The sequence below is a fragment of the Pseudomonas sp. HT11 genome, assembly GCF_044875395.1.
Lineage (GTDB): Bacteria > Pseudomonadota > Gammaproteobacteria > Pseudomonadales > Pseudomonadaceae > Aquipseudomonas.
The window spans coordinates 1,647,680-1,661,048 of record NZ_CP173217.1 but is presented as its reverse complement, the minus strand read 5'-3'; the positions used below and the strand labels follow the sequence as shown (position 1 = coordinate 1,661,048).

Genomic DNA, 13,369 nt, shown 5'->3' with positions numbered 1-13,369 from the left:
CGCGGGAATGCTCGATACGATAGCAGGCTACTCGATAGCTTCGTAAGCAAGCCCGACGTAATTTTCTGCAATGGTTGTGCGCCCGGCCTGCGAATCGACGAAATACCCCAGCTCACTCTCGGCGATGCGCTGGCTGAAGCCATCCGCGTCCGCAAACTGGTGCAGCATGGAGGTCATCCACCAGGAAAACCGCTCGGCCTTCCACACCCGGCGCAGGCAGATCGCCGAGTACTGCGGCAATAAGTCCACGCGCCCCTCGCGATACACCTTGAGCAGGATGCGAAACAGCGTATTCACGTCACTGGCCGCCAGGTTCAGCCCCTTGGCCCCGGTCGGCGGCACGATATGCGCCGCATCCCCGAGCAGGAACAGGCGCCCGTATTGCATCGGCTCCACCACGAAGCTGCGCAGCGGCGCGATACTTTTTTCGATCGACGGCCCGGTCACCAACTGTGCGGCCAGGGCGCTGGGCAGGCGGGTTTTCAGCTCATCCCAGAAACGCTCATCCGACCATTCATCCAGCGCCGTTTCAGCCGGCACTTGCAGGTAATAACGGCTGCGGGTCGGCGAACGCATGCTGCACAGCGCAAAGCCGCGCGGGTGCTTGGCGTAGACCAGTTCGGCATGCACCGGTGGCGTGTCGGCAAGGACGCCCAGCCAACCAAAGGGGTAGACGCGCTCGAAAACCTTTAACGAATCAGCCGGAATGGATTGGCGCGCCACGCCATGGAAACCATCACAGCCGGCAATGTAGTCGCACTCCACACGAAAGGCTTCGCCCTGATGCTCGAAGGTCAGCCACGGTCGATCACTTTTAAGGTCATGGGGCTGCACGTTGTGCGCTTCGTACAGCGTGAGGGCGCCGGCGGCTTCACGCGCTTGCATCAGGTCGCGGGTCACTTCGGTCTGGCCGTAGATCATCACCGACCGGCCGCCGGTCAAGCCCTTGAGGTCGATATGGCTGAGCTGGCCATTGAGCGCCAGCTCGAAACCGTCATGCACCAGGCCTTCGGCGTCCATGCGCTGGCTGACACCGGCTTCGCGCAGCAGGTCGACCATGCCTTGCTCCAGCACCCCGGCACGGATGCGGCCTTGCACGTAATCGGCCCGCTGACGCTCTAGCACCAGGGTCTGGATACCCGCGTTGTGCAGCAGTTGACCGAGCAACAGTCCGGAGGGACCGGCGCCGATAATGGCGACTTGGGTTTTCAGCGTTTTCATTATTTTTAGGGTCCGCAAGGCTCACCCGAACGGATGAGGTGAAAGAGTTGTCATTGATCTTGTTGCTGACATTTTTCACTTGAGTGACCGCCATAAGAAGGTGAAAACTGAGACAAAGCCTGCGCTTTTTGCCAATCGGGGCGATTACCGAACCACTATCCTGAGTATCGGATTGAAACCATGACCAAAACTGCCAGTACCGCGATTCCGGTCTTCAAGCTTTACGGGGAAAGCCAGCAATGGCCGACGCCCGATTTGTTGCACTGTGAAACCATTTCCCGGCGCAGTCGGGAATACCAGTGGGAAATCCAGCCCCACCGGCACGCGGACCTGTGCCAGTTGCTGTACGTGCACAAAGGCCAGGCGCAACTGGAAATCGAAGGCCAGCGCACCACGCTCGACGAGGCGACCCTGCAGGTGCTGCCGCCCTTGTGTGTGCATGGGTTTCGGTTTGCCGAAGATGTCGAAGGGTTCATCGTCACGCTGTCAGCGCCGCTGGTCAGCCATTTGCAGACGCAGCTGGGCTCGACGGTGGACGGCTTGCAAGCCTTGGGCAACTACCCGGCCGGCAAGGACAGCGACTACCTCAACAGCCTGTTTGCGCGCCTGCAGGACGAATACGCCGATGAGCAACCGGCGCGCGACATGATGATGCACGCCTTGGTCAGCGTGCTGCTGGTGTGGATCAGCCGCCAGGCCATCCAGCGCCGCCACGCGCGCGCACCGCGAGGGCGTGAATATTTCCGGCGGTTTACCCAACTGGTCGAACAGCATTACCGCGAGCACCCCAAGATCGAAGACCTGGCGCACAAGCTGGGCATCTCGGTTTCACACCTGAACGGCACGTGTCGGGAATTGGGTGGGCAACCTGCGCTGCAGATCATGCATGACCGCCAGTTGCTGGAAGCCAAGCGCCTGCTGACCTACACCAGCATGACCATCAATGAGATGTCGGAGGTGCTGGGGTTTTCCGACCCGACCAACTTCTCGCGACTGTTTCGGCGCCGGGTCGGGTTCTCGCCCAAAGCATTCCGCGAGCAGTTGAAGGCCGAACAGCCTACCTGAGCGCGCTGAAACTGCCGGTACGCGGCAGGCACATGTCCTGATGGCAACTGACCGCAAAGGTCGGCTGCATGCGGGTCTGTTCAACCCGATAGGCAGCCGTGCCGTACAGCGCGGTAGCCAGGGCGCACAGGATGAAAATCATCAGGTACTTTCTGATTTTTAGAGTCATGGCACACCTCTGAACTGATCGACTCGGTGCTGTTTAAAGCATAGGTCAGCCAGCAAGAGTTGCCATTATTGGACGCCATTCAAGATCTTTATGTCGGGTTCAAAGGCCGACATCCCACACCGGCTCCTCAGGAAAACGCAGCACCAGAAAATCCAGCAGGCTGCGCAGCGCCAACGGCATGTGCTTGCGCGAGGCGTACACCGCGTAGACATTCATTTGCTGGGGCTCCGCCTCGGGCAGCAAACGGATCAGTTCGCCGCTGCGGATGTAATCCCCCGCCTGATAACTGGGGAGCCGCGCCACCCCTGCCCCCGCCAATGTCACCCGTAACAGGGCGGTCGCCTCGTTAGCGCTGATATTGCCCTGCACCGCCACCGACACCGGCTCTGCGTTTTCGGTGAAGTGCCACAGGCTTTTGCCGAAGTAAGTGTGCGTCAGGCAGTTGTGCTTCGCCAGGTCGTGCACGTGCTGCGGACGCGGGTGCTCCAGCAGGTAGGCCGGGGACGCGCAAATGACCGAACGGCAGAGCGTCAGCTTGCGAGCGATCAGGTTGGGGTCCAGCTCAAAACTGGTGCGAATCGCCAAGTCGATCCGCTCATCCACCAGGTTCACCGTACGGTCGAGCATCTGCAGATCGATACTGACCAACGGGTTGCGCTTGACGAACTCGGCCACGGCGTCCGCCAATTGCGCCTGGCCGAATGAGCTGCTGACACTCAGCCGTAGCTGGCCGCGCGGCGCTTCGTCCGGCTCGCTGACGGCGGCCTGCATGTCGTAGCACAGCTCCAGCAACTGCCGCGCTCGAGGCAGCATTTCGCTACCCGCCGCGGTGAGGCTGAGCTTGCGCGTGGTGCGATGCATCAGCCGCGCGCCCATCCAATCCTCAAGTTCTGCCAGATAACGTGAAACGACCGGCCGCGACAGGTCCAGCTGATCTGCCGCCGCCGACTGGCTACCCAGGTCAACGACCGTGACAAACACCCGCATTGCTTGAAGACGATCCATGATTTGCACGCTTTCAGAAACAAACTATGTTCAAGCATGGCATTTTTTGTGACGTTTAGTGCAACTAAGCTCTGTGCATCACTAACCTGCTGCTGGAGCTGCACATGATCTCGACGCTTAAACGATTGGCCACGGCCATGGCCGCCCTGGCATTCGCCGCCCATGCCGCGGCCGCCGATCTGACGCTGGATGCTTATAACCCTGGTACCTCGGCGATGATGCCCGTCAGTTCGGTACTGGTCAGCGGCGAGCACGACGTCATCCTCGTGAACGCGCAATTCGGCAATGCCCAAGCCGAGCAACTGGTGACGAAGATTCGCGCCAGCGGCAAGCGCCTGACCACCATCTACGTCAGTGACGGCGACCCGGATTACTACTTCGGCCTTGAAGTGCTGGCGAAGGCATTCCCCGCCGCCAAGGTGGTAGCCACCCAGCCGGTGGTCGACCATATCAAGGCCACCGCCGTGCAGAAACTCGCGTTCTGGGGCCCTAAGCTGGGTGCCGACAAACCGGCCAAAGCCATCATCCCGCAGGTGCTCCAAGGCCATAGCCTGAGCCTGGAAGGCAAGACGCTGGAAGTGGTCGGCCTGGACGGCCCGCAGCCGGACCGCACGTTCGTGTGGATTCCATCGATCAAGGCCGTGGTGGGCGGCGTTGTGGTGTTCGAGAACACCCACGTGTGGATGGCCGATACGCAAACCGCCCAGTCCCACGCTGACTGGCTGGCAACCTTGCAACGCATCGAAGACCTGAAACCGCGCACCGTGATTCCAGGTCACTACCTGGGTACACCCACTGTGCAATCCGTGGCATTCACCGCGGGCTATATCAAAGCGTTCGATGAGGAAACCGCCAAGGCCAAGGATTCGACTGCGCTGATCGCGGCCATGAAAAAGCGTTACCCGAAACTTGAAGATGAGAGCAGCCTGGACCTCGGTGCCAAAGTCGCCAAGGGCGAAATGAAGTGGTGAATGGTTTTAAACCTTAACGTACTGGAGAGCGTCATGAGCAAGATCGCAATCATTGGTGCCACCGGCCGCGCCGGTAGCCAACTGTTGGAAGAAGCGCTGCGTCGTGGGCATACCGTCACCGCCCTTGCGCGTAATACCGGCACGCTGACCGCACGCCCGGGCGTCACCGTCAAACAGGTCGACGCCCTGGATGCCAACGCCTTGCAACAGGCGGTCAGCGGCAACGACGTGGTGATCAGTGCGGCGCACTTCGCCACACTGCCGGCCAGTGCGGTGATCGGCCCGGTGAAGAACGCCGGGGTGAAACGCCTGCTGGTGGTCGGCGGTGCAGGTTCGTTGTTGTTGCCGGATGGCAGCCGGGTCATCGACAGCCCTGGCTTCCCGGCGGAGTACAAGGCCGAGGCCAGCGCCGGCGCTGAATTTCTTGATGCGCTGCGCCAGGAAAAAGAGCTGGACTGGACCTTCCTGTCGCCGTCGGCGGAGTTCGTTGAGACTGAGCGCACCGGAACATTCCGCGTGGGCCAGGATGATTTGCTGGTGAGCGCGCAAGGGCGCAGCTGGATCAGCTTTGCTGACTACGCCATCGCGTTGATCGACGAAGTAGAAACGCCGAAGCACTCGCGCCAGCGTTTCACCGTCGGCTACTGACGCCCCCTGTGGGAGCTGGCTTGTCTGCGATAGCATCACCGCGGTATGACTGACACACCGAGGTGCCGGTATCGCAGGCAAGCCAGCTCCCACACAAGCCCGCTCCCACTTTTGGGTCTGCGGTATTACGACGGTTGGGCTTGGCTCACCAGCCACTCCATCAGTGCTTCAAGCCCGGCCGAAGGCTCAGTGCCCGGCGGGTACACCAGGTAATACCCCATCCCGGTCGGCACGCGCAGTTCAAACGGTGTCGCCAGCCGCCCCGCCTTCACATCCTCGCCAATCAACGCACTGTCGCCAATCGCCACTCCCGAGCCCTGGGACGCCACCGTCATTGCCAGGTCCAGCGTTTCAAAATGATGCCCCTGGGCCAGGTTGCTCAAGCGCGTGTTCGCAGCCTTCAGCCACAACGCCCAATCGCGCTCGTCCCGCGTGGGGTGCAGCAGCACCTGGCGCTGCAAATCAGCCAGTGTGTGCAGGCTGGCGAGCAACGCCGGTGCGCAGACCGGGGTGAGTTGTTCATCGAACAAATGCCGCGCCTGCGCCGACTGCTCGGCGATGGGCGCATAGATCACCGCCGCGTCGAATTGCTCGCGGCGAAAGTCCACGGTGTAGGCCACGGTGGTGGTGAGTTCCACCGGCACGTCCGGGCGCTCCTTTTGCCACTGCAGCAAACGCGGCAGCAGCCAGCGCATCACACACGTGGAGGCCTTGAGTTGCAGGGTCTGGCGGCGGCTGCCGATCTGCTCCACCGCGTCGCCGATCAAGCCAAACACCTGCTGCGCCCGCAGCGACCACTCGCGGCCCTCTTCGGTCAGGCTCAAGCCCCGCGCCTGGCGCTGGAACAAGGCATAGCCCAAATGGCTTTCGAGCCCGGCAATCTGCCGGCTCACCGCACCTTGAGTGATGTGCAGTTGTTCGGCGGCGCGGGTGAAGTTGCAGCACTGGGCCGTGACCCAGAAGGTGTGCAGCGCGGGCAGCGGTGGCAAGCGTTTCATTGGGCGCAGCCATGACGTGGGGACATGGCTAGTATGACTTTTTATCGATTGTTGGCGCTACCGGCCTGCCGCTCCAATAGCGCCTCGAATCAACAACAAGAGCGACATGTATGGCGACCTGCGGCGAAGTATTGGTCAACCTCCTGGAACGCTACGGCGTAGACCAGGTGTTCGGCATTCCCGGCGTGCACACCGTGGAGTTGTACCGTGGCCTGGCGCGCTCGAGCATCCGCCACGTCACCCCGCGTCACGAACAGGGCGCAGGCTTCATGGCCGACGGCTATGCGCGCACCCGCGGTAAACCTGGCGTGTGTTTCATCATCACCGGCCCCGGCATGACCAACATCACCACCGCCATGGGCCAGGCCTATGCCGACTCGATCCCGATGCTGGTGATTTCCAGTGTGCAATCGCGCAGCCAATTGGGTGGCGGGCGCGGCAAGCTGCATGAGCTGCCGAACCAGAGCGCGATGATCGCGGGCGTGGCGGCGTTCTCGCACACCTTGATGTCGGCGGCGGAGTTGCCTGGCGTGCTGGCCCGCGCGTTTGCGCTGTTCCAGGCCGGGCGACCGCGCCCGGTGCACATCGAGATTCCGCTGGATGTGCTGGTTGAAAACGCCGATGCCCTGCTCGGCAGCGAGCCGGTCAGCGTGGCGCGCGCCGGTGCCGCGCCGGCGGCGGTGAAGCAGATGAGCCAGTGGCTGGCGGCAGCAAAACGCCCGCTGATCCTCGCCGGCGGCGGCGCCATCGAGGCGGCCGCCGAATTGACGCGCCTGGCCGAACGGCTTGGCGCACCGGTAGCCCTGACCATCAACGCCAAAGGCATGCTGCCGGCCGCGCACCCATTGCTGATCGGCTCGACCCAGACGCTGGTCGCCACCCGCGCCCTGGTCGCCGAAGCCGATGTGGTGCTGGCCATCGGCACCGAACTGGCGGAAACCGATTACGACGTGACCTTCGCCGGGGGGTTCGAGATTCCCGGCGCGCTGCTGCGCATCGACATCGACCCCGACCAGACCGTGCGCAATTACCCGCCTCAGGTCGCACTGGTGGCCGATGCGCAGATCGCAGCCGAAGCGTTGTTGGCCGCGCTGGACAGCCAGGTATTGGGCGAGCGCGATCCCGACTGGGGCAGCCCACGCGTCGCCCGCCTGTGGGCTGAATTGACGCCCACCTGGGACGCCGCCACCCGCGCGCAAACCCTGTTTCTCGACACCGTGCTGGAGGAACTGCCCGGCGCCGTGCTGGTGGGCGACTCCACCCAACCGGTGTACAGCGGCAACCTGACGCTGAACCTCGACCACCCACGCCGCTGGTTCAATTCCTCCACCGGCTACGGCACCTTGGGCTACGCCTTGCCCGCAGCGATTGGCGCCTGGCTGGGACGCGGCGACGGGCAACCGGTGGTGTGCCTGATCGGCGACGGCGGCCTGCAATTCAGCCTGCCGGAACTGGCCAGCGCGGTCGAGGCGCGCGTGCCGGTCATCGTGCTGCTGTGGAATAACCAGGGTTACGAGGAGATCAAGAAGTACATGCTCAACCGCGCCATCGAGCCGGTTGGTGTGGACATCTACACCCCGGACTTTATCGGTGTGGCCAAAGCCTTGGGCTGCGCCGCCGAGAGCATTCAGGGTATCGCGCAGCTGCGCACGGCATTGCGCGCCGCCGCTGATCGCCAGGGGCCGACGCTGATAGAAATCGACCAGGGGATGTGGATGCAGGAGGTCGCGGTATGAGCGCAGTATTGAACGGTGTGTTTATTGCGGGCGAATGGCGTGCAGGCCATGACGTCATCGAGGTGATTAACCCTGCCACCGAAGCCAGCCTGGCCCACGTCAGCGTGGGCGATGCGAGCACCGTGGCCCAAGCGGTGGAGGCGGCCAGCGCGGCGTTCATCGACTGGTCGAAAAGCACCGGCCGTGACCGCGCCGCCGTGCTGCGCAAGATCGCCCAGGGCGTGAGCGCCCAGCGCGAGCAGCTGATGCAGTTGCAGTCGAGCAACAATGGCAAGCCGCTGTTTGAGGCCGGCATTGATGTGGACGATGTGATCGCCACCTTCGACTACTACGCCGGCATGTGCGACGACATGGACGCCGCGCAAGACCGCCCGGTGGCACTGCCCGGCGAGGACTTCAGCGCACGCCTGCGCCGTGAGCCCTGTGGTGTGGTCGGGCTGATTGTGCCGTGGAATTTCCCGATGGTGACCACCGCCTGGAAACTCGCCCCGGCCCTGGCGGCCGGATGTTGCGTGGTGCTCAAGCCATCGGAAGTCACGCCGTTGGCGGAGTTGCAACTGGCGAAGATTATTGCCCAGGCAGGGTTGCCGGCGGGTGTGTTCAACCTGGTCTGCGGCACCGGCCTGGCGGTCGGCGCACCGCTGGCGGCAGACCGCCGCGTGGCGAAGATGTCCTTCACCGGCAGTAACGCCGTCGGCGTGCAGGTGATGCAGCGTGCGGCAGAAACCATCAAGGGTGTAAGCCTGGAGCTGGGCGGTAAATCCTCGTTGCTGGTGCTCGCGGATGCCGACCTCGACCTGGCGGTGGAGCTGGCCTGTGGTGGTGGTTTTTTCAACGCCGGGCAGATGTGTTCGGCCACCAGCCGCGTGCTGGTGGCTGACAGCTTGGCGGACGCGTTCCTGCAGCGTTTGCAGACGCGGGCCGACGGGATTCGCGTGGCAGACCCGTTTGCCGATGAGGTGGAAATGGGCGCGTTGATCAACCGTGCCCAGTATCAGCGGGTGCTGGGGCATATTCAGCGTGGCATCGCAGACGGCGCGCGTTTGCTGTGCGGCGGTGAACGACCGGCCGACCTGGCAAAGGGCTATTTCATTCGCCCGACCGTGTTTACCGATGTGCCGTTGAGCAGTGCGTTGTGGAACGAAGAGATCTTCGGGCCGGTGCTGTGTGTACGACGTTTTACCACTGCCGAGGAAGCCATCGCCCTGGCCAATGACAGCGATTTCGGCCTGGTCGCCAGTGTGGTGAGCGCCGATGTCGACGCCGCCGAACGCGTGGCCAATGCCTTGCAGGCCGGGCTTGTGTGGATCAACGCCCCGCAGGTGATCTTCCCGCAAACCGCATGGGGAGGTTACAAGCAGAGCAGCATCGGCCGCGAGTTGGGGCCATGGGGCTTGGCGGCGTTTCAGGAGATCAAGCATGTGATCCGCGCCCTCTAGCGACGCAGATCCCTTGTGGGAGCGGGCTTGCTCGCGAAAGCGGCGCATCAGGCAATGAATCTGCGAATGACACACCGCATTCGCGAGCAAGCCCGCTCCCACATTTTGAATCGCTGTGTGCCAGTCACCTGCAATTTTTAGATAGCCCCAACGACTTTCTGATTTGCTCCCCTCCCCCCTGCGTGGCCTGATTCGCCCTTGTCTCTTCAAGGCCCGCCCATGGAAAACGTTCGCGCAACGCCCACCACCGCCGTCTGGCTGATGATCAGCGTCGTACTGGTCGCCCTGAACCTGCGCCCGTCGATGGCTGCCGTCGGTCCGCTGTTGTCATCGATTCGCGACGATGTGCCGTTGAGTTTCAGCAGCGCCGCCCTGCTGACCATGCTGCCGGTCATGGCCATGGGCCTGGCGATGTTCTTTGGCATGGGCCTGGGTAAACGCGTTGGCGAGCACCGCAGCATTGTGCTGTCGCTGCTGGTGATTGGCTTGGCCACGCTGTCGCGACTGTTTCTGGATTCGGCGCCAGGCTTGATCGTCAGCGCCATCGCTGCCGGCGTCGGTATCGCGATGATCCAGGCGTTGATGCCGGCGCTGATCAAGACACGCTTCAGCGCCAACGTCTCGCTGTTCATGGGCCTGTACGTCACCGCCATCATGGGGGGCGCGGCACTGGCCGCTTCGTTCGCGCCGCTCGTGCAGATGCAGACCGGCAGCTGGCGCATCGGCCTGGCCATCTGGGCGGCGCTCGCGTTATTGGCGCTGGTGTTCTGGTACGCCCAGCGTTCGGCAATGCCGCCACTGCCCCAGGCCGCCGGCGGCGCGCAGGAATCGTTTTTCGGCAATCGTCGTGCTTGGTTGCTGGCGATCTTCTTTGGCCTGGGCACCGCCTCCTACACCTGTGTGCTGGCGTGGCTGGCGCCCTACTACGTGGAGCAAGGCTGGAGCGAACAACATGCCGGCTTGCTGCTGGGGTTCTTGACCGCCATGGAAGTCGTGTCCGGCCTGATCACCCCGGCCATCGCCAACCGCCGCCAGGATAAACGCGGGGTAGTCGCGGTGTTGCTGGTGCTGATCATCTGCGGTTTCTGCGGCCTTATTCTCAGCCCTCAATCCCTGAGCCTGCTGTGGCCTTGCCTGCTGGGCCTGGGCATTGGCGGTCTGTTTCCGATGAGCCTGATCCTGTCCCTCGACCACTTGGACAACCCGCGCCGCGCCGGTGGCCTGACCGCGTTCGTGCAAGGCATCGGCTACCTGATTGCTGGCCTGTCGCCACTTATTGCCGGGATGATCCGCGACCAACTCGGCAGCTTCGAATGGGCCTGGTGGTCACTGACCGCCGTGATAGGGGTGATGCTGCTGATCGTCACGCGGTTCAATCCAAAGCATTACGCACGACATATCCGCTGACGTCGTATTGCCAACATTTTTTGTCCCACACCAAACATAGAAACGCCCTACAGAGCTTTCTATTGGCACGACCGTTCCGTTAAGCTTTTGCCCTTGTCGCGCGCTGCCTCAGTGCCAAGGCTTACCGGATGGAACGGATGCTAAACAGTAATTTGCTCAGAAAGCTCGATATGCAGGACTTGATGGTGTTCATCGCCGTCTACGACCAGAGCAGCGTTACCGAGGTGTCTGAAACGCTGTTCGTCAGCCAGTCCACTGTGAGTTACAGCCTGAAGAAACTGCGCACCAGTTTTGAGGATGAGCTGTTTATCAACACACGGGCAGGCATGCGGCCTACGTACAAAGCCATGACCATGTACGGGCATGTGCAGAAGATCCTCGAGAGCATCAACCTGTGCCACGCCGGTGGCCAGGCCTTCGACCCGACGCAGAAGGCCGTGACCTTCAATGTGTGTGCGCCGGAGTACTTTGAGCAACTGATCCTGCCGCGCCTGTTGAAGAACTTCGACCGCGCCGACCTGCCAGTGATCGTCAATGTGCAAAAGCTGGAAACCGAGATTCCCGCCGAGGACTTGCGCGAAGGTCGCCTCGACCTGGTGATTTGTTTCGGCCCGAACTTTCACCGCGCCCACAAAGACTTCAAGGCCCAGATGCTGCTGGAAGATGATTTGGTGTGTGTGTTCGATAAACGCGCGACCCCGCGCGAGCCGGCGTTCAGCCTGCAATCCTTCGTCGAGCGGCGCCACGTGTTCCCCACGCCCTGGACCTCCCACACCAACATGATCGACGGCTGGCTCGCCCGCCAGGCCCACAAGCGCCAAGTGGTCGCCAGGGCCAACAGTTACAGCGCCGCGTTGAAGATGATCACCGGCACCGACTTCATCGTCACCCTGCCGCGCCGCGTGCAAAAGCTCTTGGCGCCCGCCAGCGTGTTTGGCCATTGCGAGGCGCCCAACGGGCTGCCGGGGTTCACCCTGGACATGCAGTGGAACGAAACCAGCGGCCAGGACAGCGCCAATACCTGGTTTCGTGAGCAAGTGGTGAAGGTGTGCGCCGATCAGGGGTTGTTGTAGCCCTCAGCCAATCGCGACCTTGCTGTAGGAATCGCGATCCATATCCACCAGCAAGACGCTGAGTTGAACTTGAATATCCGCTGGCCATTCGCCCTGGTCCTGCAACGCCGCCAACAGGCTTTCCGACAACTGCTTCTTGACCTGCGGCGAGCGCCCGCTGAGCAGTGACAGCTTCAGCGCAATAAACCCGCGCGGGTTGAGTGAGGTGCCGACCTGGAACGTCTCAACCTTGACGGCGCGGCTTTTGATATCGAACTCGGAACCGAACTGCCCGGACGCCATCAGCACATTGTTGAGCCGCAACAGGGTTTTCTCGACGGCCAGGCCGGTCAGATTGGCTGTGTATTCCAGGTGCAGATGCGGCATGAAAAGCTCCGAATAGTTGTAGGAAAAAGAGCGATACATATAGCACGCAGCCGAACCGAATCAGAACGCTTTCAGTGTGAAACTTCGATCAGGCTGCGCAGCGCACGGTTTTCCCAAACGGCCACGATCACCAGCACCGCCGTGGTCAGCGCGCCCAGCATCAAAGCCGAAAACACCTGCTGCAACCCAAGCGGCAACACCACCAGCAACATCAACAACCCGCCGAGGTGCGACAGCGGTGGCAATGACCGGTCACTCATGACCCACTTGAACAACGCGCTGCCCAATAGAAACAACCATGGGCCGGCGATGATCGCCACCACGCCAGCCTGGCTGGCATGGCCCGGATGCACCAGCACCAGTTCGTCGGCCACCGCGCTGACAATGATGCCGGCGACAATCAACACGTGCAGGTAGGTATAGGCAATCCGCGCCTGGCGGCCCGGGTCGGCAGAACTGGCAATGCGGTGATGGGCGCGCTCGGCGCCGCTGTCGAAATAGATCCACCACAGCGCAATGCTGCCCACCACCGCCACCAGGAATGCGCCCAGGCCTTCCACGCTCCAGGGCAATTGGGCAAAGGTGGCGCCGGTCACCAGCAATGATTCGCCAAGGGCAATGATCACAAACAGGCCGCAGCGTTCGGCCATGTGGTTGCCTTCGACGTTCCAGTCCGCCAGGGTCGAACGCCCCAGGCCCGGTACCCAGAAATACACCGACGGCGATATCAGTTCGATCAACAGCGCCAGCGCCCAAAAGGCCTGCCGTTGTTGACCGTCGAGCAGGCTGCCGGTGATCCAGAACACGCCGGAACACAGCATCCACGCCAGGATTCGCTGAAAATTGCGAATCATGTTCAGCGACTCGCCGCGCACTGCCCACAACGCAAACAGCGTGCGTCCTACCTGCATGAATACGTAGGCGCCGGCAAACAGTACACCTCGGTCGCTAAAAGCCTTGGGGATCGAGGAAGACAGCAGCAGACCGGCCACCATCAAGCCGAACAGGCCGAGGCGGATCGGGATTTTTTCCGGATCGAGCCAGTTGGTGATCCACGACGTGAAGATCCACACCCACCACACCGCGACCATCATCAGCGCCACCTGCACCGCCCCGCCCAGGGTCAGGTGAGCCAACAGCGAATGGGACAATTGGGTCACGGCGAACACGAACACCAAGTCGAAAAACAGCTCGACCATGCCGACTTTGCCACTGTCATGACTGCCGCGCCCACGCAGCAAGGAACGGGATGGAATCATCGGTGGCACTCC

Annotated in this window: 13 protein-coding genes; 7 read left to right on the top strand and 6 right to left on the bottom strand. The window is 62.2% G+C overall.

All coding sequences use genetic code 11. The features are described 5' to 3' along the window. Window positions 1–27 precede the first annotated feature (27 nt). Complete coding sequence (gene pobA / locus ABWL43_RS07520) at window positions 28–1,221, bottom strand: 4-hydroxybenzoate 3-monooxygenase (protein WP_404487353.1); 1,194 nt, start codon at window positions 1,219–1,221, stop codon at window positions 28–30. Window positions 1,222–1,401: 180 nt separating this feature from the next. Between pobA and ABWL43_RS07515 the strand changes: the two genes are divergently transcribed. After that, the gene (locus tag ABWL43_RS07515; RefSeq protein ID WP_145162965.1) at window positions 1,402–2,286 is read left to right on the top strand and encodes a helix-turn-helix domain-containing protein; all 885 of its coding nucleotides are present in this window, start codon (window positions 1,402–1,404) and stop codon (window positions 2,284–2,286) included. Here the strand turns inward: ABWL43_RS07515 and ABWL43_RS07510 are convergent. Next, window positions 2,279–2,455: a hypothetical protein gene (locus ABWL43_RS07510; protein WP_164487913.1), complete on the bottom strand. Its 177-nt coding sequence runs from the start codon at window positions 2,453–2,455 to the stop codon at window positions 2,279–2,281. The two genes, ABWL43_RS07515 and ABWL43_RS07510, sit on opposite strands and share 8 nt — an antisense overlap. Window positions 2,456–2,554: 99 nt before the next feature. Further along, a complete protein-coding gene (locus ABWL43_RS07505) occupies window positions 2,555–3,460 on the bottom strand; it encodes a LysR family transcriptional regulator (protein WP_404487352.1) in 906 nt (301 codons plus the stop codon). 104 nt (window positions 3,461–3,564) lie between these two features. Between ABWL43_RS07505 and ABWL43_RS07500 the strand changes: the two genes are divergently transcribed. Beyond that, window positions 3,565–4,431: an MBL fold metallo-hydrolase gene (locus ABWL43_RS07500; protein WP_404487351.1), complete on the top strand. Its 867-nt coding sequence runs from the start codon at window positions 3,565–3,567 to the stop codon at window positions 4,429–4,431. Window positions 4,432–4,464: 33 nt separating this feature from the next. Further along, complete coding sequence (locus tag ABWL43_RS07495) at window positions 4,465–5,079, top strand: NAD(P)-dependent oxidoreductase (protein WP_404487350.1); 615 nt, start codon at window positions 4,465–4,467, stop codon at window positions 5,077–5,079. 125 nt (window positions 5,080–5,204) lie between these two features. Here the strand turns inward: ABWL43_RS07495 and ABWL43_RS07490 are convergent, their stop codons facing one another. After that, on the bottom strand, window positions 5,205–6,077 hold the full coding sequence (locus ABWL43_RS07490) for a LysR substrate-binding domain-containing protein (protein WP_404487349.1): 873 nt from the start codon (window positions 6,075–6,077) through the stop codon (window positions 5,205–5,207). A gap of 110 nt (window positions 6,078–6,187) precedes the next feature. Between ABWL43_RS07490 and ABWL43_RS07485 the strand changes: the two genes are divergently transcribed. From ABWL43_RS07485 to ABWL43_RS07470, 4 genes are all read left to right on the top strand, one after another. Further along, complete coding sequence (locus ABWL43_RS07485) at window positions 6,188–7,813, top strand: 5-guanidino-2-oxopentanoate decarboxylase (protein ID WP_404487348.1); 1,626 nt, start codon at window positions 6,188–6,190, stop codon at window positions 7,811–7,813. Further along, window positions 7,810–9,252, top strand: coding sequence for an aldehyde dehydrogenase family protein (locus tag ABWL43_RS07480; protein ID WP_404487347.1), 1,443 nt, complete (start codon window positions 7,810–7,812; stop codon window positions 9,250–9,252). The genes ABWL43_RS07485 and ABWL43_RS07480 overlap by 4 nt, the downstream gene beginning before the upstream one ends. Before the next feature lie 219 nt (window positions 9,253–9,471). Next, a complete protein-coding gene (locus tag ABWL43_RS07475) occupies window positions 9,472–10,659 on the top strand; it encodes a cyanate transporter (RefSeq protein ID WP_404487346.1) in 1,188 nt (395 codons plus the stop codon). A 137-nt stretch (window positions 10,660–10,796) separates the two neighbouring features. Next, the gene (locus ABWL43_RS07470; RefSeq protein ID WP_404487345.1) at window positions 10,797–11,732 is read left to right on the top strand and encodes a LysR family transcriptional regulator; all 936 of its coding nucleotides are present in this window, start codon (window positions 10,797–10,799) and stop codon (window positions 11,730–11,732) included. 3 nt (window positions 11,733–11,735) lie between these two features. Here ABWL43_RS07470 and ABWL43_RS07465 read toward each other — a convergent pair whose 3' ends face one another. Then, complete coding sequence (locus ABWL43_RS07465; protein WP_145162947.1) at window positions 11,736–12,098, bottom strand: 5-carboxymethyl-2-hydroxymuconate Delta-isomerase; 363 nt, start codon at window positions 12,096–12,098, stop codon at window positions 11,736–11,738. Between the two features lie 71 nt (window positions 12,099–12,169). Next, window positions 12,170–13,357: a low temperature requirement protein A gene (locus tag ABWL43_RS07460; protein WP_404487344.1), complete on the bottom strand. Its 1,188-nt coding sequence runs from the start codon at window positions 13,355–13,357 to the stop codon at window positions 12,170–12,172. Between the last annotated feature and the right edge of the window lie 12 nt (window positions 13,358–13,369).

Coding starts and splice junctions, on each gene's coding strand:
- ABWL43_RS07465 (WP_145162947.1), bottom strand. CDS start 12,098: ATGCCGCATCTGCACCTGGAATACACAGCCAATCTGACCGGCCTGGCC.
- ABWL43_RS07495 (WP_404487350.1), top strand. CDS start 4,465: ATGAGCAAGATCGCAATCATTGGTGCCACCGGCCGCGCCGGTAGCCAA.
- ABWL43_RS07480 (WP_404487347.1), top strand. CDS start 7,810: ATGAGCGCAGTATTGAACGGTGTGTTTATTGCGGGCGAATGGCGTGCA.
- ABWL43_RS07460 (WP_404487344.1), bottom strand. CDS start 13,357: ATGATTCCATCCCGTTCCTTGCTGCGTGGGCGCGGCAGTCATGACAGT.
- ABWL43_RS07490 (WP_404487349.1), bottom strand. CDS start 6,077: ATGAAACGCTTGCCACCGCTGCCCGCGCTGCACACCTTCTGGGTCACG.
- ABWL43_RS07475 (WP_404487346.1), top strand. CDS start 9,472: ATGGAAAACGTTCGCGCAACGCCCACCACCGCCGTCTGGCTGATGATC.
- pobA (WP_404487353.1), bottom strand. CDS start 1,221: ATGAAAACGCTGAAAACCCAAGTCGCCATTATCGGCGCCGGTCCCTCC.
- ABWL43_RS07505 (WP_404487352.1), bottom strand. CDS start 3,460: ATGGATCGTCTTCAAGCAATGCGGGTGTTTGTCACGGTCGTTGACCTG.
- ABWL43_RS07510 (WP_164487913.1), bottom strand. CDS start 2,455: ATGACTCTAAAAATCAGAAAGTACCTGATGATTTTCATCCTGTGCGCC.
- ABWL43_RS07515 (WP_145162965.1), top strand. CDS start 1,402: ATGACCAAAACTGCCAGTACCGCGATTCCGGTCTTCAAGCTTTACGGG.
- ABWL43_RS07500 (WP_404487351.1), top strand. CDS start 3,565: ATGATCTCGACGCTTAAACGATTGGCCACGGCCATGGCCGCCCTGGCA.
- ABWL43_RS07485 (WP_404487348.1), top strand. CDS start 6,188: ATGGCGACCTGCGGCGAAGTATTGGTCAACCTCCTGGAACGCTACGGC.
- ABWL43_RS07470 (WP_404487345.1), top strand. CDS start 10,797: ATGCTAAACAGTAATTTGCTCAGAAAGCTCGATATGCAGGACTTGATG.